Origin of the sequence: Kitasatospora sp. NPDC094016 (assembly GCF_040304045.1) — a bacterium.
In the GTDB taxonomy this organism is placed as follows: domain Bacteria; phylum Actinomycetota; class Actinomycetes; order Streptomycetales; family Streptomycetaceae; genus Kitasatospora.
The window spans coordinates 20,529-39,076 of sequence record NZ_JBEOUK010000030.1 but is presented as its reverse complement, the minus strand read 5'-3'; the positions used below and the strand labels follow the sequence as shown (position 1 = coordinate 39,076).

At 73.7% G+C, this 18,548-nt stretch carries 18 protein-coding genes; 14 read left to right on the top strand and 4 right to left on the bottom strand.

Translation table 11 applies throughout. The annotated features are described in order from the left end of the window. Nucleotides 1-133: 133 nt before the first annotated feature. From ABT015_RS25115 to ABT015_RS25085, 7 genes are all read left to right on the top strand, one after another. Complete coding sequence (locus ABT015_RS25115; RefSeq protein WP_350882737.1) at nt 134-1,090, top strand: STM4015 family protein; 957 nt, start codon at nt 134-136, stop codon at nt 1,088-1,090. 73 nt (nt 1,091-1,163) lie between these two features. Beyond that, nucleotides 1,164-2,105: an STM4015 family protein gene (locus ABT015_RS25110; protein WP_350882735.1), complete on the top strand. Its 942-nt coding sequence runs from the start codon at nt 1,164-1,166 to the stop codon at nt 2,103-2,105. 15 nt (nt 2,106-2,120) lie between these two features. Next, on the top strand, nt 2,121-3,260 hold the full coding sequence (locus ABT015_RS25105; RefSeq protein WP_350882733.1) for an STM4014 family protein: 1,140 nt from the start codon (nt 2,121-2,123) through the stop codon (nt 3,258-3,260). Between the two features lie 47 nt (nt 3,261-3,307). Beyond that, on the top strand, nt 3,308-4,186 hold the full coding sequence (locus ABT015_RS25100) for an STM4013/SEN3800 family hydrolase (RefSeq protein ID WP_350882837.1): 879 nt from the start codon (nt 3,308-3,310) through the stop codon (nt 4,184-4,186). Next, a complete protein-coding gene (locus ABT015_RS25095; protein ID WP_350882731.1) occupies nt 4,183-5,514 on the top strand; it encodes an STM4012 family radical SAM protein in 1,332 nt (443 codons plus the stop codon). The genes ABT015_RS25100 and ABT015_RS25095 overlap by 4 nt, the downstream gene beginning before the upstream one ends. Beyond that, nucleotides 5,511-6,473, top strand: coding sequence for an STM4011 family radical SAM protein (locus ABT015_RS25090; protein WP_350882729.1), 963 nt, complete (start codon nt 5,511-5,513; stop codon nt 6,471-6,473). Before ABT015_RS25095 ends, ABT015_RS25090 begins: the two co-directional genes overlap by 4 nt. A gap of 123 nt (nt 6,474-6,596) precedes the next feature. Beyond that, nucleotides 6,597-6,977: a VOC family protein gene (locus ABT015_RS25085; protein ID WP_350882727.1), complete on the top strand. Its 381-nt coding sequence runs from the start codon at nt 6,597-6,599 to the stop codon at nt 6,975-6,977. A gap of 142 nt (nt 6,978-7,119) precedes the next feature. On the opposite strand, the gene ABT015_RS25080 is transcribed toward ABT015_RS25085, so the two are convergent. Next, nucleotides 7,120-8,727, bottom strand: a complete 1,608-nt coding sequence (locus ABT015_RS25080) for a YDG/SRA domain-containing protein (RefSeq protein ID WP_350882725.1) — start codon at nt 8,725-8,727, stop codon at nt 7,120-7,122. Nucleotides 8,728-8,988: 261 nt separating this feature from the next. Here ABT015_RS25080 and ABT015_RS25075 point away from each other — a divergent pair, with 261 nt between their 5' ends. Together ABT015_RS25075 and ABT015_RS25070 are read left to right on the top strand one after the other, a co-directional pair. Beyond that, complete coding sequence (locus tag ABT015_RS25075) at nt 8,989-9,318, top strand: hypothetical protein (protein ID WP_350882723.1); 330 nt, start codon at nt 8,989-8,991, stop codon at nt 9,316-9,318. 154 nt (nt 9,319-9,472) lie between these two features. Further along, nucleotides 9,473-10,366, top strand: a complete 894-nt coding sequence (locus tag ABT015_RS25070) for a YhjD/YihY/BrkB family envelope integrity protein (protein WP_350882721.1) — start codon at nt 9,473-9,475, stop codon at nt 10,364-10,366. 45 nt (nt 10,367-10,411) lie between these two features. On the opposite strand, the gene ABT015_RS25065 is transcribed toward ABT015_RS25070, so the two are convergent. Continuing rightward, nucleotides 10,412-11,119: a rhomboid-like protein gene (locus ABT015_RS25065; RefSeq protein WP_350882719.1), complete on the bottom strand. Its 708-nt coding sequence runs from the start codon at nt 11,117-11,119 to the stop codon at nt 10,412-10,414. Nucleotides 11,120-11,336: 217 nt separating this feature from the next. On the opposite strand from ABT015_RS25065, the gene ABT015_RS25060 reads away from it, so the two are divergent. From ABT015_RS25060 to ABT015_RS25040, 5 genes are all read left to right on the top strand, one after another. Continuing rightward, nucleotides 11,337-12,983 carry a serine/threonine-protein kinase gene (locus ABT015_RS25060; RefSeq protein WP_350882717.1) on the top strand — a complete coding sequence of 549 codons (1,647 nt, stop codon included), beginning with the start codon at nt 11,337-11,339 and terminating at the stop codon, nt 12,981-12,983. 71 nt (nt 12,984-13,054) lie between these two features. Further along, entirely contained in the window at nt 13,055-13,744 is a 690-nt protein-coding gene (locus tag ABT015_RS25055; RefSeq protein ID WP_350882715.1) for a rhomboid-like protein, read from the top strand. A gap of 74 nt (nt 13,745-13,818) precedes the next feature. Then, complete coding sequence (gene abmR, locus ABT015_RS25050; protein WP_350882713.1) at nt 13,819-14,349, top strand: ATP-binding transcription factor AbmR; 531 nt, start codon at nt 13,819-13,821, stop codon at nt 14,347-14,349. A 234-nt stretch (nt 14,350-14,583) separates the two neighbouring features. Then, entirely contained in the window at nt 14,584-16,008 is a 1,425-nt protein-coding gene (gene argG, locus ABT015_RS25045; protein WP_350882711.1) for an argininosuccinate synthase, read from the top strand. A gap of 370 nt (nt 16,009-16,378) precedes the next feature. Next, entirely contained in the window at nt 16,379-17,047 is a 669-nt protein-coding gene (locus ABT015_RS25040; protein ID WP_350882709.1) for a GAP family protein, read from the top strand. A 52-nt stretch (nt 17,048-17,099) separates the two neighbouring features. On the opposite strand, the gene ABT015_RS25035 is transcribed toward ABT015_RS25040, so the two are convergent. Then, on the bottom strand, nt 17,100-17,789 hold the full coding sequence (locus ABT015_RS25035) for a hypothetical protein (protein WP_350882707.1): 690 nt from the start codon (nt 17,787-17,789) through the stop codon (nt 17,100-17,102). Continuing rightward, nucleotides 17,786-18,358 (bottom strand): RNA polymerase sigma factor, encoded by a 573-nt coding sequence (locus ABT015_RS25030; RefSeq protein WP_350882705.1) that lies wholly within the window; start codon nt 18,356-18,358, stop codon nt 17,786-17,788. The genes ABT015_RS25035 and ABT015_RS25030 overlap by 4 nt, the downstream gene beginning before the upstream one ends. Between the last annotated feature and the right edge of the window lie 190 nt (nt 18,359-18,548).

Genomic DNA, 18,548 nt, shown 5'->3' with positions numbered 1-18,548 from the left:
CGGTCACGTTCCGGAGCCACGACCAGAACGTAGAGCAAGGGTCTGACAACGCGCCCGGCCGACCACCCGGCCACAGGATTGTCGGACCCGACTGGTAGACACGTGTTCGGCCCCGACCCCTGAGGAGCAGCGCATGACCGTCAACCACCACATCGAGCAGTTCCACGGTCTCCCGGTCTTCGACTTCGTCCAGGCCCTGGACGAGGCCGCCGACGCCGGCGACGCGGCAGCCGTGACCCTGCCGGAGCCGGCGGCGGCCGCCTGGCGGATCGGCCTGCACTACGACTCCGAGGAGGCCTTCACCGAGCGCTGGCGGCAGTTCCTCGACACGGTCGACACCGAGCGCGTGACGGCCGTGGTGATCGGCCCGTGGTTCTCCGACGAGCCGGAGGAGCTCGACGCCGCCCTGGCCGCGATCGTCGAGGCGGCGGGCCGGCTGCCCGCACTGCGAGGGCTCTTCGTCGGCGACGTCACGTACGAGGAGAGCGAGATCTCCTGGTTGGAGATGTGCGACGTCACCCCGCTGCTGACGGCCTATCCCGAGCTGACCGAGCTGGTGGTGCGCGGCGGCAACGACTTGAAGCTGACACCCGTGCGCCACGAGGCGCTTCGAGCACTGCGCTTCGAGGCCGGCGGCCTGCCGGCCGCAGTCGTGCGGGCAGTGGCCGGCTGCGACTTCCCCACCCTGGAGCGGCTCGAACTCTGGCTCGGCGTCGACAACTACGGCGGCGACGCCACGCTGAACGACCTCGCCCCCTTCCTGGACGGCACACGCTTCCCCGCGGTGCGCCATCTGGGCCTGCAGAACAGCGAGTTCGAGGACGCCATCGCGGCCGCCGTGGCGCACGCGCCGGTGGTGGCCCGGCTGGAGTCGCTCAGCCTCGCCATGGGCGTACTGACCGACCAGGGCGCCACCGCCCTGCTGGAGGGCCAGCCCCTCACCCACCTGCGCGCCCTCGACCTGCACCACCACTTCCTCACCGGGGAGGTGCAGCAGCGCCTCACCGAGGCCCTGCCGGGTGTCGAGATCGACCTCTCCGAGGCCGGAAAGCCCGACGACCGGTGGCGTTACGTCGCCGTGGCCGAGTAGCCGTCACCGACCGCGCGCCCGACACCGCCGCACCGACCAGCCAGCCCACCACGCCCATCCGTCTGGAGCCGACATGACCGTCTCCCTCCACCCCGACCGCTTCCACGACCTGCCGATCCGCGACTTCACCCCCGACGGCGGCACCCGCACGCCGCCCGTCGTCGGCTCGGTCGCCTGGCGGCTCGCCCTGGACTACGACGCGAAGCACGACTTCGCGCAGCTCTGGCAGACCTTCCTCGACGCCGTCGACCCTGCCGGGGTCCGCGCCCTGGTGATCGGGCCCTGGTGGCGCGGCGACTACGTCTCCGTGGCCGCCACCGTCGCCGCCATCGCCGCGGACGCGGAGCGCCTGCCCGCCCTGGAGGCGCTCTTCCTCGGGGACGTGACCTACGACGAGTGCGAGATCTCCTGGATGGAGATGGGGGACGTCACCCCGCTGCTGACGGCCTTCCCCGGGCTGACCGAGCTGACCGTCCGAGGCGGCACGGGCCTGAGCTTCCAGCCGGTGCGGCACGACCGGCTGGCCGCGCTGCGCTTCGAGGCCGGCGGCCTGCCGGCCCGGGTGGTGCGGGCGGTGGCGGGTTCCGAGCTGCCGGCGCTGGAGCGCCTGACGCTCTGGCTCGGTGTGGACGAGTACGGCGGTGACGCCACGATCGACGACCTCGGCCCCTTCCTGGGCGGCGCCCGCCTCCCGAGCCTGCGCCACCTCGGGCTGGCCAACAGCGAGTTCCAGGACGAGATCGCCTCGGCCGTCGCGCACGCGCCCGTGGTGGCCAGGCTGGAGTCGCTCGACCTGTCCATGGGCGTGCTCTCCGACGAGGGCGCCGCCGCCCTGCTGGAGGGCCAGCCGCTCACCCACCTGCGCGCCCTCGACCTGCACCACCACTACGTCAGCGAGGAGCTGCAGCAGCGCCTCACCGAGTCCCTGCCCGGGGTCGCGCTCGACCTCTCCGAGGCCGAGGACCCCGACGAGGACGAGGACGACGGGGACCGCTACGTCGCGGTCGCCGAGTAGGCGGGTGACGGCACGATGACACCGCGGCTGACCGTCCTCGGCAATCCCGGACACCGGCGGGTGACGCTGTTCGCCGCCGCCGCCCGGGCCGCCGGGCTGCCCGAGCCCGCCGTCCTGCCCTGGCTGGACGTGCTGCGCGGCGACTACCGGCTGCCCGAGGACGGCCTGCTGCGGATCGAGTCGCCCGGCGAGGAAGCCCTGGTCGACGAACTGCTGCGCGGCCCGGCGCTCGGCCCGTCCTACGCACCGACCCGGGTCGAGGGCACGGCCGCCTGGTACGCGGGGGTGACGGCCGCGCTGCGCGAGCTCGCCGGGCGCCCCGGCGTACGGCTGCTGGGCGATCCGGAGGAGATCGCCGTGATGTTCGACAAACGGCGGGCACACGCACTCCTCGCCGCCGCCGGGGTGCCGGTACCCCGGGCGCTGGGCGGCGAGGTCACCGGCTGGGAGCAGTTGCGCGGGCGGCTGGCCACGGCCGGCCTGCGCCGGGTCTTCGTCAAGCCCGCGCACGGCTCCTCCGCCTCCGGGGTGACGGCCCTGCAGTTCGGGCCGCGCGGGCAGGTCCTGGCCACCACTTCGGTCGAGCTGGCCGACGGGCTGCTGCACAACTCGCTGCGGGTCCGCCACTACCGCAGCGAGCGGGAGGTGGCCGAGATCATCGACCGGCTGGCACCGGACGGGCTGCACGTCGAGCAGTGGATCCCGAAGGCCGCGCAGTCCGGCCGCTCGGCCGACCTGCGCGTGGTGGTGGTCGCCGGCCGGGCCACCCACGCGGTGGTGCGCACGAGCGCGCAACCGATGACCAACCTGCACCTCGGCGGCGCCCGGGGCAGCCTCGACCTGGCCCGGGAGGCCGCCGGGCCCGCATGGCCGGCCCTGCTGGAGACGGCCGAGCGCGCGGCGGCCTGCTTCCCCGGCTCGTTGATGGTCGGGGTCGACGTCCTGCCCACGGCCGGCTGGCGGCGCGCCCTGGTCGGCGAGGTCAACGCCTTCGGCGACCTGCTCCCCAACCTCACCGGCCTGCCCGGCGGCCCCGGCGAGGGCCTCGACACCTACGGCGCCCAGCTCGCCGCCCTCACCGGGGCCACCGACCGCACCACCGGAGCGCCCCTCCCCGCTCCGACGGACCACCAGATCACGGAACCCTCCCGATGAACCACCAGACCTCCCCCCACACCCAGGCTCCCGCTCCGACCCCCGACATGAACGCGGTCGTCGGCACACACGACCTGCTGCTCGTCACACTCGACACGCTCCGCTTCGACGTCGCCGAGGAACTGGCCGCCGCAGGCCGGATCCCGCACCTCGCCGCCTTCCTCCCCGGCGGCCGTTGGGAGCGCCGGCACGCGCCCGGCAGCTTCACCTACGCCTCCCACCAGGCGATCCTGGCCGGTTTCCTGCCCACCCCGGCCTCCCCCGACGGCCCCCACCCGCGCCTGTTCGCGGCCCGCTTCGCCGGCTCCGAGAGCACCGCCCCGCGCACCTGGGTGTTCGACGCGCCGGATCTGCCGACCGCCCTCGCCGCCGCCGGCTACCGGACGGTCTGCATCGGCGGCGTGGGCTTCTTCAACAAGCAGGGCCCGCTCGGCTCGGTGCTGCCCGGCCTGTTCCAGGAGAGCCACTGGGAGCCCGGGATGGGCGTGCCGTCCCCGACGTCCTTCGAGGAGCAGGTCGCCCGGGCGGAGCGGATCGCCGCCGAACAGCCCGCCGGGCAACCGCTGTTCCTGTTCCTGAACGTCTCGGCACTGCACCAGCCCAACTGGTTCCACCTGCCCGGCGCCACCCGTGAGCACGGCGATTCCCGGGCCAGCCACGCCGCCGCCCTGGAGTACGTCGACGCCCACATCGGTCGGCTCTTCGCGGCGATGAGCGCCCGCCGCCCCTGCTTCGCGATCGTCTGCTCCGACCACGGCACGGCGTACGGCGAGGACGGCTACACCGGGCACCGGATCGGCCACGAGGTGGTCTGGACCGTCCCGTACGCCCACTTCACCATCCCCACAGCCGTCCCCGATGCCGCCGCCGCAACCGCCGCTGCCGTCCCTGCCACCGCCACCGCCACCGTCGAGGAGCGCGCATGACCACCGCACCCCCGCGGCCCGACTCGCCCTACCAGTCCTACGTCTACGCCTACCCGCACAAGACCGCCTACCGCCCGCTGCCCGAGCGCCCGGGGCTGCGCGAGCTGTGGGCGGGCGAGGCGCAGGACGCGCTCTCGCTCTACCTGCACATCCCGTTCTGCGAGGTCCGGTGCGGCTTCTGCAACCTGTTCACCAGGATCGGCAGCCCCGAGGGCCTGACCACCGCGTACCTGGACGCCCTGGAGCGCCAGGCGGTGGCCGTCCGCACCGCGCTGGACGAGGGCGCGCGCTTCGCGCTGGCCGCCTTCGGCGGCGGCACACCCACCTATCTCACGGCCCGCGAGCTGGAGCGGCTGTGCGACATCGCCGAGCGGCGGATGGGCGCCGACCTGCGGGCGATACCGCTCTCGGTGGAGGCCTCTCCCGCCACCGCGACCGCCGACCGGCTGGAGGTCCTGGCCGCCCGGGGCACCACTCGGCTGAGCCTGGGCATCCAGTCCTTCGTCGACGCCGAGGCCCGCTCCGCCGTGCGCCCGCAGAAGCGGGCCGAGGTGGAGGCCGCCCTCGACCGGATCCGTGCCGCCGGGTTCCCGGTGCTCAACATCGACCTCATCTACGGCATCGACGGCCAGTCCGAGGCCAGTTGGCTCCACTCGCTGGACGCCGCGCTCGCCTGGCAGCCCGAGGAGCTGTACCTCTACCCGCTCTACGTGCGCCCGCTCACCGGCCTGGCCCGGCGCGGCGAGCAGGAGAGCCACTCCTCCTGGGACACCCGCCGGCTCGCGCTCTACCGCGCCGGCCGCGACCACCTGCTGGCCCACGGCTACCAGCAGGTGTCGATGCGGATGTTCCGCCGCGCCGCTTCCCCGCAGGCCGGGGCGAGCGAGTACGCCTGCCAGACGGACGGCATGGTCGGCCTGGGCTGCGGCGCCCGCTCCTACACCTCGCGGCTGCACTACTCCTTCGACTACGCGGTGAACGCCACCGAGGTGCGCGGAATCATCGACGACTTCGTCGCCACCGAGGACTTCCACCACGCCGAGGTGGGCCACCGGATGAGCGGCGAGGAGCCACGCCGGCGGCACCTGGTGCAGTCCCTGCTCCAGGCCGAGGGCATGCCACTGGCCGACTACCGGGCCCGCTTCGGCAGCACACCGGCCGCCGACTTCCCGGCGGAACTGGCCGAGTTCACCGCCCGCGGCTGGCTCGCCGATGACCAGGACCGCCTGGTGCTCAGCCCGGAGGGCCTGGCGCACTCGGACGCGGTCGGGCCGATGCTGTTCTCGCCCGACGTCCGGGCCCTGATGACGGCGTACGAGGCGAAATGACCTTCCTCGGGCTGCCGTCCACCACCCCGCCCGCACCGCGCACACCGAGCGCCGAGAGCGCACCGGCCGGCGAGACCGGCGCGGCCGACCGTGGGCGCGACCTCACCCTGCTCTACCGTGGCCCGCTCGCCTCCTGCGACTACGACTGCCCCTACTGCCCGTTCGCCAAGCGCCGCGACACACCCGATCAACTGCGCGCCGACCGCGCGGCCTTGGAGCGGTTCACCGGCTGGGCGGCCGGACGGGCGGGCAGCGGCGACACCCTCGCCGTGCTGTTCACGCCCTGGGGCGAGGGCTTGGTGCGGTCGTGGTACCGACGAACGCTGGTCCAGCTGAGCAAGCTCCCGCACGTACGCCGGGTGGCGATCCAGACCAACCTCAGCTGCCGGACCGACTGGCTCGCCGAGGCCGATCCCGACACCCTCGCGCTCTGGGTGACATACCACCCCGGCCAGGTCACCCGGGAGCGCTTCCTCGCCAAGTGCCGGGAGCTGGACGCCCTGGGCGTGCGCTACAGCGTCGGCGTGGTCGGCCAGCCCGAGCACCTGGCCGAGGCCCGCCGGCTGCGCGCCGAGCTCGCCGCAGGCGTCTACCTCTGGGTCAACGCCGCCGAGGGCCGCACCTATACCGACGCCGAGGCCGCAGACTGGGCGGCCGTCGACCCGCACTTCGGCTACAGCCGGCACGCCCACCCCAGCGCCGACCGTCCCTGCCGCACCGGCGAGTCCGTGCTCTCCGTGGACGGCGACGGCACCGTCCGCCGCTGCCACTTCGTCCGGGACGTCCTCGGCAACCTGTACGACGGCTCCTACCGCACCCGACTACGGTCGCGCGGCTGCCCGTTGCCGATCTGCGACTGCCACATCGGCTACGTCCACCTGGAGACCCTGCCGCTGTACGAGCTGTTCGGCGCCGGCGTGCTGGAGCGGGTGCCACACGACTGGCCACAGCGCGGCTGAGACCGGGCGGCGGGACGCGGCAACACCCGGCAGTCGCCCGCACACGCCCCGCCGCCACCCACCGCACCGTGGGCGCCCGCCCGCCGACGTCCCTAGCCTGGAAGCAGGAGGAGGCGAAGCGCCATGCTTGGAGACGCACCACTGCAAGCCGTCATCCCCGCCGCCGACCTCGCCCGCGCGAGGAGTTTCTACACCGACACCCTCGGCCTCAAGCTCGCCGAGGAGACCGACGAGGAACTGGTCTGCGACTGCGGCGGCACCCAGTTCACGATCTACCACACCCCCAGCGGCGGACAGGCCGCCCACACCCTCGCCAGCTTCAAGGTCACCGACCTCGACGACGCGATGTCCGCTCTGCGTGAGCGCGGCATCACGTTCGAGGAGTACGACTTCCCCGGGCTGAAGACCGTCAACGGCATCGCCGAACGCGACAATCTGCGCGCTGCCTGGTTCAAGGACAGCGAGGGCAACATCCTCTGCCTGGCCCAGTCCGTCGGCCGTTAGCGCCCCCGGGCCCGATCCGCTGCCCCGCCCGCTCACCACGAGCAGACGGGGCAGCGGCCCCGGGACCGCCGGACGACCGGCCCCCACCCGCAACGGCCAGGCCAGTACGACCGGTTCTGCTCCTGCCCGGCCCGGACAGGGGTCAGCGCATGCCCTCGTTGCGGGGAACCCCGTGCCGCAGCCGGTGCTCCGCGAGGCGCTTCCGGTCGACGACGTGATCCGCCGTCTCTCGCAGTCGGCCCACCACGGAGCTGTCGTCGCGGCTCACCACCGTGAGGTCGTCGTTGACGATCAGCATCCCGAAGTCGAACATCACGTGGTGGTTGGGACACAGGCAGAGAACGTTGTCGACGGTGTCCGATCCGTGGTGCGGTCTCCCCAGGGGCGTGATGTGTGCGGCCTCGGCGTAGGCGCCGCCCGGGACCATGATGCGGACGTCGCACACCTGACAGGTGTAGTCGTGCGCACGTTTCACGTGGGTGGCGATCGCGGTGTTCCGGACGACGCGCTCGACCGATGTCGCGGATCGGACCGGCCCCGCCTCCCGACCGTCCTCATCCGTCGAAGCCGTCACCCGATCCGTCACCCGATCCGTCACCGATGCCGCTACCGGAGCCGTCACCCGATCCGATACCCGGGCGACTGCCGCAGCCTGTTCGGCCGGGGGAAAGGCGACCAGGCGGAACCGCCACACGAGGAAACCGCCGGAGGAGGTCTCGGACCAGAGGTCCTCGACCCGGAAGAGCCCGTCGTAGCGGTACAAGGAGCGGGTCGCGGTGGTGACTCCCCGGACCACGCGGACCGGGGCCCCGGTCGCCGCGCTCGTCGCCAGGGCCGCGTTGCCGCGCGTCAGCTGCTGGTTCCGGGCCGGCTGCCCCGTCTGCGGGCTCCGCCCGCCCTCCCCGGTGTAGAGGATCACATCACCGAGATCCTCGTCCTCCTCGTACCCACCGGAGACCACGATCGATTCCGCGCCGAGTTCTCGCAGACCGCAGATACCGGCCTGGAGCGGCCGGTGCACGCCGGCGAGCGAGAGCGTCCGGCGGTTGTCGAACTCCTGGCCCAGTCGTACGCCCGGCACCGGCCCGATGCCGTCGGGGAACGGGCCGAACTCGACGGGAGCCCGCCCTTCCGGGAGGGCCGTGGCCAGTTCCCTCACCCTCGCCCGCTCCTCCTGCCGCGCCGTCTGGGCGCGGAAGAGCACCTCCCCGAGGAAGGTGTCCCGGGTGGCCGCCAGCCAGGCGCTGTCATCGGCGCGCAGCGCGGACAGCCCGTCGAAGAGTTCGCGAAGCCGCGACTCCGTCGGAATGGTCCGTCCGTCCAGGTAGGAGTCGAGGGTTCGCGCGCTCAGGCCGCAGTGGCGCGCCACCCGTTCGGTCGACGGGTCGCCGACCTTGCTCCACAGTCCGCGCAGCGCGCGGGTGAAGTCCTCCTCCTCGGGCGTGCGGCCCGCCGTCGCCGCGCCCTGCCGCCGGGCAGCCTCCGCGAGGCCTTCCTCGGCGGTACGTCGCCGGTCGTGCCACTGCCGCCGTTCGAGCTCGCTGCCGCTGCCCCACGCCTCGACCATGGCGTCCAGGTTCTTGGCGCTCGGCAGGCGGGATCCGTTCAGGGCGGCGTAGACCGCCGTCCGCGAGGCGCCTCGCGCGACGACCGTCTCGACCGTGCCCCGGGACCGTTCCTTGAGTTCGCGGAGCTCGCGGGCAAAGGAGACCAGCGGGCCCGTTCCACTCAGCGGGAGCCTGCGCGCCATATCCCCACCGTGAGATTCCTCACATTCCCTCTCCCATTTCCTGTGGCGTGGGTCACATCGGTGACGCCAGTGCGCCCCTGACCTGGACCAACATCCACTTACTCAAGTCCCGCGATGTTTTCTGCGGTTTTTCAGCCTTCCGCAGCTCTGTCATCGTAGCCACTGTCGGTACGAGCCGTACGCCCCACAACGGAGCGACGGCTCCCTGCGTCAACAGGAAGCCGTCATCACTCGTAGCCCCACCAACACCCGGAGAACTACATGCACGAGGGTACGGGGATTCCCGCGTCGGGCGGAAGCGCCCAGGCCACGGGCACCGCACCGCCCGCACCGGGCCCCCGCTGGCTCGCTCCGGCCGGAGTCGCCGCGACCGGCGCAGGCCCGGTCGCGGCCGGGTTCCAGAGCAACAACACCATCGCGATCATCTCGGCGGCCCCGAGCCTCGTCGTGGTGCTGCTGTTCTTCTTCGGGGTCGTCTGCCCGGCGGTCTGGTCGCGCAAGGCCCAGCGCAAGAAGGCGGCCCTCAACGTGCTCAACACCCTCATCGGGCGGAGTCCCACGAGCCCCACGAGCCTGCCGCCCCGACGGTAGACCCACGACCACACCACACCGCACCACGCCCGTTCCCCGCACCCGACCCCCGACGCCGCCCACCCCGCCTGCGGACGGACAGCTCCGGTGGCGGGACGGGCCGGGCTGGCCTTGACTGGGGCGGATCGTTGCCCCACTGCGGGAGGACCGAGGGATGAGGTCGGTGAGGGAGGCCGCCGGCCGTTGGCGGGAACGGCTGGCCAGGGGGCGCGGGCGGTGGGAGCGGGAGCGGGCCGAGGCCGAGCGGCGCTTCCCCGTGATCACCGAGCTGACGGCCCGGCTGCTCTCCCCCGGACTGCTGGACGCCGCCACCCGGATGGCCTCCCAGATCTTCCTGACCTCCGTACCGCTGCTGTTCGCGGTGGCCGCGTTCGCCCCGGCCGACGTGCGGGACCAACTGGTGGCCTCGCTCCGCGCGCTGTTCGGCGTCTCCGGCGCCTCGGACCAGGAGCTGCGCCAGGCGCTGTACGGCAACGGGGACCTGCGAGGCACCACCGGAATCATCGGTGTGCTGATGGCACTGCTGTCGGCGACCAGTTGCAGCCGCGCGGTGGCCCGGGTCTGCGAGCACGCCTGGCGGCTGCCGAAGGCCGGTACCCGGACGGCGGCCTGGCGGTGGCTGCTGTGGATCGTGGCCTGGCTGACGGTGCTGGTCTTCCAGGGCTCGCTCCGGGACGGCTTCGGCGTCGGCTTCTGGCTGGGCCTGCCGCTGACCTTCGCGGCGTCCTTCGTGGTCTGGTGGTGGACCACCCACCTGCTGTTGAGCGCCCGGGTCGGCTGGCTGCCGCTGCTGCCCGGCGCGCTGCTGACGGCCGCCGCGGCCACCGCGATGTCGCTGACCGCTCATGTCTACATGCCGGGCGCGCTGAACCGCAGTCTGGCCCAGTACGGTTCGCTGGGGCTGGTGCTGATACTGCTGTCCTGGCTGATCGCGCTCTGCGCCGCCATCACCTTCTCCGTCACGGCGGGGGCGGTACTGGCCCAGGGGCCCCCGCTGAACGTCTACCTGGGCGCGCCCGCCCCGGGGCCCCCGCGCACCACCGGCTGATCAGCCACCACCAACCCCCCAACGCCACCGCCGCCACCGCCACCGTCAACGCCGGCGCAGCCGCCGTCGGACGAGCCGGCCCGTGGCGACCGGGTCCCAGGAGCCCGGGCGGTCCCGGGTCAGCGGATAGCAGGCCAAGCCGATCAGCACGGCGCTGAAGTGGCCGATGCTGGTGTAGTCCCGGCTCTGCGCGACGCCCAGGCCGTAGAAGACCAGCACACCGGCCACATACAGGTACCGCCAGGGCCGCACGATCAGATAGGTGAGCACCGCGACCACCCCGGCGAGCGCGTAGCTGACGCCGTAGTCGAGCGTGTAGACGGCCCTCGGCGGGGCGATGCCGCGGTGGATCGCCCACCCGAGCAGGCCCTCGCTGAGGTAGGTCGCGCCGCCGTGCGCGATCATCGCCACCGAGATCCAGCGCAGGGTGCCGAGCCAGCGTTCGGCGGGCACGTGGAAGAGGTTGTAGAGCAGGAAGTAGCCCAGCCACCCGGCGCCCGCGATCCACAGTGCGCTGGTGATCAGCACGCGCACCGGTGAGACCTGGAGGTGGTGCAGGTTGGTCGAGCGCCGTTCCAGGATCCGGTCGGCGGTCGCGCTGTCGACGTGGCGGATCACCTGCGTGGTGGCGAGCAGGATCGCCAGCCAGACGTAGGTACCCGGGGCCCGGCGGACATAGGTCCGGACCGCGCGCGCGAGGCGTGCCCACCAGGGGCGCCGGTGTCCGGGCGCGTTGGTGGTGCCACCGGTCATCGGCGCCTCCTCGACGGTTCCCTTCACCCTCACCCGGGGCGGCCCCCGGCGCGTCGGCGCGCTGCGCCCTTCGGGTGAGCGGGTCTCGCGGACGGTCTCCCGCGGTACCCATTCGCCCCTTCGGTACGGCGCCCGGGCCGGGCCCGTCGCCACGATCGGGTGATAGTACGGGACGGCTACACTCCGTCTGCCGACAGCAGGGGGAAGGGCGGGACGCGTGAACACGACGCTCAGCACAGCGTTACTGATCGTGATCGGCGTGGCGGTGGCGGTCCGGCTGGTGAGCCTGCCGCTGCTGCTGCGCTTTCAGCGGGACGTGCGGCAGCGGGCCTTGGCGGCCCTGAGCGGCGGCACCGGCGCGAAGGGCCTCGCCACGCTGTTCGGCGAGGTCGCGGTGGGGCTCGTCTGCGCCGGCGGGCTGACGGCCCTGATGAGCCCCCAGGGCACCGTCACCTCCCATGTGCTGCAGATGCCGATCGACGATTCGAATTCCCACTACCTGGCCGTCGGACTGCGCCTTCCGCGCGACGGCGCGAGGTACTACTACCTCGGGTCGGTGCTGACCGTCCTGGTGCTCTGGCTGCTGCTCTGGTTCCTGACCCAGCGCAGCCTGCTGCGCACCGGCATGCCTCCGGCGGTGTGGTCGAGCGGCTCGACCCGGCTCCGGGTGGCCGGCTGGTTCGTCCTGCGCGGGGTGCTCGGGGTGTTCGTGCTGCCGGTCGGGCTGCTGCTGGCCGCCCTGGTGTTCCAGATCGTCGCCGTGGTGGCCGCCGGGCGCCACCGCTCCACCGCCCCGTCCACAGCGGCGGTCCCGCCCGCGACGACGACCGCGTTCCCGCCCGTACAACCCGTACAACCCGTACAACCCGGACCGTTCGCGCCGACGGCCCCGTACGCCCCGGCTTCCCCGTACGCACCGGGCTCCCCGTACGCCCCGGCGCCCGTCGGCGCCGTCCCGCACCAGCCCCTGCGCGCGGGCGAACCGCGCACCATCGGCGGCTACCACCTGCTCGGCCGGATCGGTTCCGGCGGAATGGGCACCGTGTACCTGGCCCGGCGCGAGGGCGCGGCGACGCAGGTGGCACTGAAGACCATCAACGTCGAACTCCTCGACAACGCCGAGCTGCTGCTCCGCTTCGAGCGCGAGGCCGAGGTGCTGGCCATGGTCTCCGGTGCCTACACCGCCCGGGTGCTCGACGGCGGGGTGGACGACGGCCGGCCGTACCTGGCGATGGAGCTGCTCGACGGTCGCCCGCTGGACGCCCATCTGCGCGAGCAGGGGCCGGTCCGCTCGCCCGAGGCACTGCGGGCCCTGGCGCTGGCGCTGGCGGTGGCCCTGTCCGGGGTGCACCGGCTCGGCCTGATCCACCGGGACCTCAAGCCGGCCAACATCATGCTGACCACCGCGGGCCCGCGGCTGCTCGACTTCGGCATCGCGGCGCTGGTCGACGGCACCCGGCTCACCATGACGGGCGGCGGCCCCGGCACCCTCACCTACATGGCACCCGAGCAGTTCGGCGAGGACCGGGTCGGCACGGCCGCCGACATCTGGGCCTGGGCCTGCTGCGTGGTCTGCGCGGCGCACGGCGCCAGCCCGTTCGCGGCGACCAGCACGGGCGCGGTGATCCGCCGGATCGTGGACACCGGGCCCGAGCCCGCCGCGCTGGCCGCCGTCCACGCCCTGGACCCGGCGCTGGCCGCCGTGGTGGTCCGCGCGCTGAACGCCGACCCGGCCGGGCGCCCGGCGGACGGCGCGGCGCTGCTGGAGCTGCTGACGGCCGCTCCGGCCCCGGGCGTCCCGGCGCCGAACGCGAGTTCGGTCCGCGAGGAGATCACCCGGGGCTGGCGTACGCTGGCGCTCTGACCGCCCGGAACGGGCCGCCGGGGGCTGCCGGGCGGCACCACCGGGACCGCACAGCGAGGGCGACGGGCACGATGAGCGAGCGCGGCACGACGATCGCACCTGCGGGTATCGACGCCGGCTCCGGAGCGCGGCACCCGGCGCTGCGCGTGGTGGACCGACTGCGGCTGACCACGGTGTACGTGCTGCTGCTGACCGCGACGGCCTGCTGGCTGGCCGGCCAGAGCCACGGCGCCCGCGCCCGGTTCGTCCGGCACAACAGCAGCAACGTCCACCACATGGAGGTCGGCAAGTGGTGGACGATGTTCACCAGCGGGCTGGTGGTCGACGGGGTGCCGGCCTGGGCGGGCATCGCGGCGGTGGCCGTGGTGCTGGGCCTGGCCGAGTGGCGCTGGGGCCCGGCCCGGGCCGGCGCGGTCTTCGTCTTCGGGCACCTGGGCGCCACCCTGCTCACCGAGGGCGCCATGTGGGTGATGCTCACCGCCCGGATCCCGGGGGCGCTGTCCCGGGCGCGTGACGTCGGCATCAGCTACGGGCTGGTCGGCACCGCCGGCTGCCTGCTGGCCCTGGGCCCGGCTCCGCTGCGCCGGTTCGGGTTGCCCGCGCTCGGGCTGGGGCTGGCCGTGACCTGGGCGCTGGACCAGCAACTGGCCGACGCCGGGCACCTGGTGGCGCTCGGCCTCGGCGCGCTGGCCGCGCGGACGCCCTGGCTGCGCAGCCGGGCGCGGGCCCGGGCCCGGCTGCCGGCCTCCGCCACGCGCTGACGGCCCTCCGATGTTCCTCCCCTCGCTCCTCCCGGGGTCTTGCGATCACCCCCGCCCCGAGTAATGCTGATTACATGATTACAACCTCGCCCGAAGAGCTCCGGGGGTGGTTCACCGGCCGCCTCCCCGCCGACCTGTTCACCGATCTCGTCGAGATCACCGCGGACCGCGAAGAGATCACCATCGTCGGCCGCATCACCGAGCCCACCCTCGACCGGACGGCCTCGGACGCCGAGCGCGAAGCGGCGTTCGAGGGCCGGATCGCCGAGTTCCGCGACCGGACCAGGGACGCCCGGATCGCCGTCGCCCGGGAGGCCGAGCACCGTTACGGCCGCAAGGTCTCCTGGGGCGCCGAGTGCGGCGGCCTGAGGGGCATGTTCACCACCCTCTCCGCCCCCGTCATGACCCGGCTGCGCCAGCCCGAACGGCAGGTGCTCGACACCCTGGTGGAGGCGGGCGTCGCCCGCAGCCGCAGCGAGGCGCTCGCCTGGTGCGTCCGCCTGGTGCAGCGCCACTCCGACACCTGGCTCACCGAACTGCGCGAGTCGCTGGAGAACGTCCGCCGCCTGCGCGCCCAGGGGCCGGACGCCGACAGCGCCTCCTGACCCCCCTCACCCGACCTCACCCAACGCGCCTGGGAGAGGGCCGGGTTGGCGCCATGCGACCACCGAGCGGCCACGGCGGGGGGCGGCATCAGGAGCGGCCACCCCTCGCCGAGCCGATCGTATGCTCTTGCGGTACTCTGCAAACCTATGCCAGAGTGCGGGCATCGGATACGCCGAATCCCCTCACACGTCGCTAAGTCAGGAGCCCGCGCCTCGCGGGTCAAGGGTGCATGCATGTCGAAGGTCTTGAGCAAGCTGCCGGTCGGTGAACGGATCGGCATCGCATTCTCCGGTGGATTGGACACCTCCGTCGCCGTCGCGTGGATGCGCGAGCACGGCGCCGTCCCCTACGCCTACACGGCCGACATCGGCCAGTACGACGAGCCGAACCTCGCCGACGTCCCGGCCCGCGGCCGCGCCTACGGCGCCGAGCAGGCCCGGCTGGTCGACTGCCGGGCGGCGCTGGTCGAGGAGGGCCTGGCCGCCCTCGCCTGCGGCGCCTTCCACATCCGCTCCGCCGGGCAGACGTACTTCAACACCACCCCGCTCGGCCGCGCCGTGACCGGCACCCTGCTGGTCCGCGCGATGCACGAGGACGAGGTCTCCATCTGGGGCGACGGCTCCACCTACAAGGGCAACGACATCGAGCGGTTCTACCGCTACGGTCTGCTCGCCAACCCCAGCCTGCGGATCTACAAGCCGTGGCTGGACCAGCGGTTCGTCACCGAGCTCGGCGGCCGCAAGGAGATGTCCGCCTGGCTCTCCGAGCGCGACCTGCCGTACCGCGACTCCGCCGAGAAGGCCTACTCCACCGACGCCAACATCTGGGGCGCCACCCACGAGGCCAAGCGGCTGGAGTACCTGGACACCTCGATGGAGATCGTCAGCCCGATCATGGGCGTGGCCTTCTGGGACCCGGCGGTCGAGATCCAGACCGAGGACGTGACGATCGAGTTCGAGTTCGGCCGTCCGGTCCGCATCAACGGCCGGGCGTTCGCCGACGCCGTCGAGCTGGTGCACGAGGCCAACCGGATCGGTGGGCGCCACGGCCTGGGCATGTCGGACCAGATCGAGAACCGCATCATCGAGGCCAAGAGCCGCGGCATCTACGAGGCCCCCGGCATGGCGCTGCTGCACACCGCCTACGAGCGGCTGCTCAACGCGATCCACAACGAGGACACCGTCGCCACCTACCACACCCAGGGCCGTCGGCTCGGGCGGCTGCTGTACGAGGGCCGCTGGTTCGACCCGCAGTCGCTGATGCTCCGCGACAGCCTGCAGCGCTGGGTCGGCCAGCCGGTCACCGGCAGCGTCACGCTGCGACTGCGCCGCGGCCAGGACTACTCGGTGCTCGACACCCAGGGCCCGAACCTCAGCTACCACCCCGAGAAGCTGTCCATGGAGCGCAGCGTCGACGCCGCGTTCGTCCCGGACGACCGCATCGGCCAGCTGACCATGCGCAACCTCGACATCGCCGACTCGCGCGACAAGCTGGAGCAGTACGCGGTGCACGGCCAGCTGGCGCCGTGGAGCGGCCTGATCGGCGAGCTGGCGCCCGGCGGGGCTGCGCCGATCGCCGCCGCCGGCCCGGACGCCGAGGCGCTGGCGGCCAAGTCCACCGCGCTCGACAGCGCTGCGATCGAGTCGGGCACCGACTGATCCGCTGCCGTGACCACCGCCGAGGGCCGCCGCACCACACCGGTGCGGCGGCCCTCGGCGGTTCCGGGCGAACCGCGTCCGTTCCGGGCCCGAGGGCGTGTTTCATCATTCCCGCCGGGCGCGCGGCGTTGGGCGCTGATCCGACGCGAATGATGAGACACGCCCCAGCCCTCCGGACCTCACCCGCACAGCGGCCCCGGCCGTGCGCGGCGGCCCCGGGCGTAGCTGAATGGGGCAGACGTGTGCCCGGCGGGAGCAGGCCCGGGCGACGGCTTCACCGGACGGCCCCGGGCAGCGGCTCCACCGGACGCGGGCCCGGGCGGCGGCCCCGCCGGGCGGGCCCGGGCGACGGCGAGGAGGCGGGAGCGGGATGGGCGAGGCGGTCGGTTCGATGCTGGCGTCGGCGGTGGGCATCGCGATCAGCCCGCCGGCGCTGGTCGCGGTGGTCCTGATGCTGGCCGCACCGCGCGGGCGGACCATCGGGCTCGCCTTCGCGGCCGGCTGGGCGGCCGGCCTGGCGGCGGTGGTGGCGGCCGTGGTGGCGGCGGGCAGCGCACTGGCCTCGGGTGGTGGCCGACCGGCCTGGCCGTACTGGCTGGAGCTCGCGCTGGGCGTCCTGTTCGTCCTGATGACCTGGAAGCAGTGGCGCGACCGGCCCCGCGCGGGGCACGTCACCGCGCCGCCGAGGTGGATGCGGGAGGTGGGCCGCTTCAGCGCGGGCCGGTCGGCCGGTCTCGCGGTGGCCCTGGTCGCCGCCGGCCCCAAGAACCTGGCGCTGGCCGTCGGCGGCGCGGCCTCGATCGCCGCCAGTACGGCCGGGGTCGGGGGCAGGGTGGCGGCCGCCGCGCTGATGGTGCTGATCGGTTCGCTGTGCACGCTGCTTCCGCTCGTGGTCCACCTGCTCCGCGGGGACCGCTCGGCGCGGACCCTCGGGGAGTGGAAGGCCTGGCTGGCCACGCACAGCACGGCGATCACGACCACCGTGCTGGCCGTGGTCGGGGCCGGGTACGTCGGCGACGCCATCACCGGGCTCGCGTGAGCCGGCCCTCGGCCGCCGACGCTCTCCCCCCACCACCGCCCCACCGCCCGGCTCACCGGATGCGCACCACCCCTCTCCCCCGCACCGACCGCAGGCCCAGCCGTCCGCCGTCCGCCCCCGGGCGCACCGCCAGCACGTCCCTGAGCGTCAGCAGGATCTCGCCGTCGTAGCGCTCGGCCAGTTCCCGCGCCAGTTGCGCGGCGCCGCCCGGCCCGGCGTCCGGGGCCAGGGCGGGCAGGTGGCCGGGGGCGCTGAGGTCCTCGGCCTGGGCGGCCCAGCGGGCCGCGTCCCGGGTCTCGCCCTCGGCCGCGTAGTGGACGGCCAGGCAGTGCACGGCCAGCCGGTCGCCGTACTGCGTCGCGATCCGCCACCAGAAGACGCCGTCCGCGGTGCGGCCCATCCCGTAGAGCAGGCAGCCGAGGGTGCGGAAGGCCGTCTTCTCGGCGAGTTCGAGGTCCAGCGCCAGTTCGCCGGGTTCCACCGCGCCCGCCACGGTGGCGCACAGGTGCCGCAGGTCGCGTCGGAGCTCCGTCCGGCCGCCGGCCCACGGGGGCTCGCCGCAGGCGTGCGGCGGCCGGGCGTTCGCGGGCGGGCGGGCCGGGCGTTCGCGGGCGGGCGGCGCGGGCCGGCGGCCGGCGGCGAGCCGCTCGGCCAGCCGGCGGGTGAAGGCGGCCGGGTCGTGGTCGCGGAACTCGCGTTCCAGCAGGGCGGCGTCCGCCCGCAGCAGTTCGGTGACCTTCACGGGGCCTGCCCGTCGTCCGGCTGCTCCAGCAGGTATTCCAGGTGGCGCCGCCCGAGGCTGTAGTAGGTGCGGGCGGTGGTGTGCGCGATGCCGAGGCTGCGGCCGATGTCCGGGTAGGACAGGCCCGCCTGGCGCAGCCGGACGACGTCGGCCTGGACCGGGGCGGCGCGCGCGAGTTCCTCCATCGCCCAGTCCAGCGCGTCGAGTTCGGCGAGCTGGTCCAGTTCGTCCTGGCTGGTGTCGGGCCGGCGCTGCGCGATGACGCGCAGCCGTTTGCGTTCGGCGCGGCGGCGCTCGCGCAGGAGGTCCACCACCGCGTCCTTGACGACCTTGAAGGCGAAGGCCTGCGGGTCGGCGCTGGCCAGGGCGCGGCGCCAGTTCTTGTAGAGCGTGGCGCCCGCGTTCTGGACGGCGTCCTGCGCGTCCTCGCGATGTCGCAGGCGCTGCTGGGCGTACCGGAGGTAGCCCGGGTGCTCGCGGGTGAAGAAGGCCTCGAAGTCGGCCGGCAGCGCGCCGAGCGGGTCCGCCCGCAGGTCCCGCTTCTCGCCCGGCCCGGGGGTGTTCAGCACACGCGCCCCCCTTTCGTGGGTCAGCTGGCCGGCCCACCGGGTGGCACGCCGACGGCCCCTGGGGGCTCGTGGTGTAACCGTCCGGGCGGCCCGGGTTGTTGACCGGATCGGGCGGACAATTGGCGACCGTTTCCGTTCACTTTCGAACACCGGCGCTGACCTGCCGGTTCGGCCCCGACAGGAGCCCGGG

Bases quoted from the DNA above. Each gene is read 5' to 3' on its own strand.
- ABT015_RS25085 (WP_350882727.1), top strand. From the start codon at position 6,597: ATGCTTGGAGACGCACCACTGCAAGCCGTCATCCCCGCCGCCGACCTC.
- ABT015_RS25055 (WP_350882715.1), top strand. From the start codon at position 13,055: ATGAGCGAGCGCGGCACGACGATCGCACCTGCGGGTATCGACGCCGGC.
- ABT015_RS25070 (WP_350882721.1), top strand. From the start codon at position 9,473: ATGAGGTCGGTGAGGGAGGCCGCCGGCCGTTGGCGGGAACGGCTGGCC.
- ABT015_RS25080 (WP_350882725.1), bottom strand. From the start codon at position 8,727: ATGGCGCGCAGGCTCCCGCTGAGTGGAACGGGCCCGCTGGTCTCCTTT.
- ABT015_RS25110 (WP_350882735.1), top strand. From the start codon at position 1,164: ATGACCGTCTCCCTCCACCCCGACCGCTTCCACGACCTGCCGATCCGC.
- argG (WP_350882711.1), top strand. From the start codon at position 14,584: ATGTCGAAGGTCTTGAGCAAGCTGCCGGTCGGTGAACGGATCGGCATC.
- ABT015_RS25090 (WP_350882729.1), top strand. From the start codon at position 5,511: ATGACCTTCCTCGGGCTGCCGTCCACCACCCCGCCCGCACCGCGCACA.
- ABT015_RS25105 (WP_350882733.1), top strand. From the start codon at position 2,121: ATGACACCGCGGCTGACCGTCCTCGGCAATCCCGGACACCGGCGGGTG.
- ABT015_RS25100 (WP_350882837.1), top strand. From the start codon at position 3,308: ATGAACGCGGTCGTCGGCACACACGACCTGCTGCTCGTCACACTCGAC.
- ABT015_RS25115 (WP_350882737.1), top strand. From the start codon at position 134: ATGACCGTCAACCACCACATCGAGCAGTTCCACGGTCTCCCGGTCTTC.
- abmR (WP_350882713.1), top strand. From the start codon at position 13,819: ATGATTACAACCTCGCCCGAAGAGCTCCGGGGGTGGTTCACCGGCCGC.
- ABT015_RS25095 (WP_350882731.1), top strand. From the start codon at position 4,183: ATGACCACCGCACCCCCGCGGCCCGACTCGCCCTACCAGTCCTACGTC.
- ABT015_RS25065 (WP_350882719.1), bottom strand. From the start codon at position 11,119: ATGACCGGTGGCACCACCAACGCGCCCGGACACCGGCGCCCCTGGTGG.
- ABT015_RS25040 (WP_350882709.1), top strand. From the start codon at position 16,379: ATGGGCGAGGCGGTCGGTTCGATGCTGGCGTCGGCGGTGGGCATCGCG.
- ABT015_RS25075 (WP_350882723.1), top strand. From the start codon at position 8,989: ATGCACGAGGGTACGGGGATTCCCGCGTCGGGCGGAAGCGCCCAGGCC.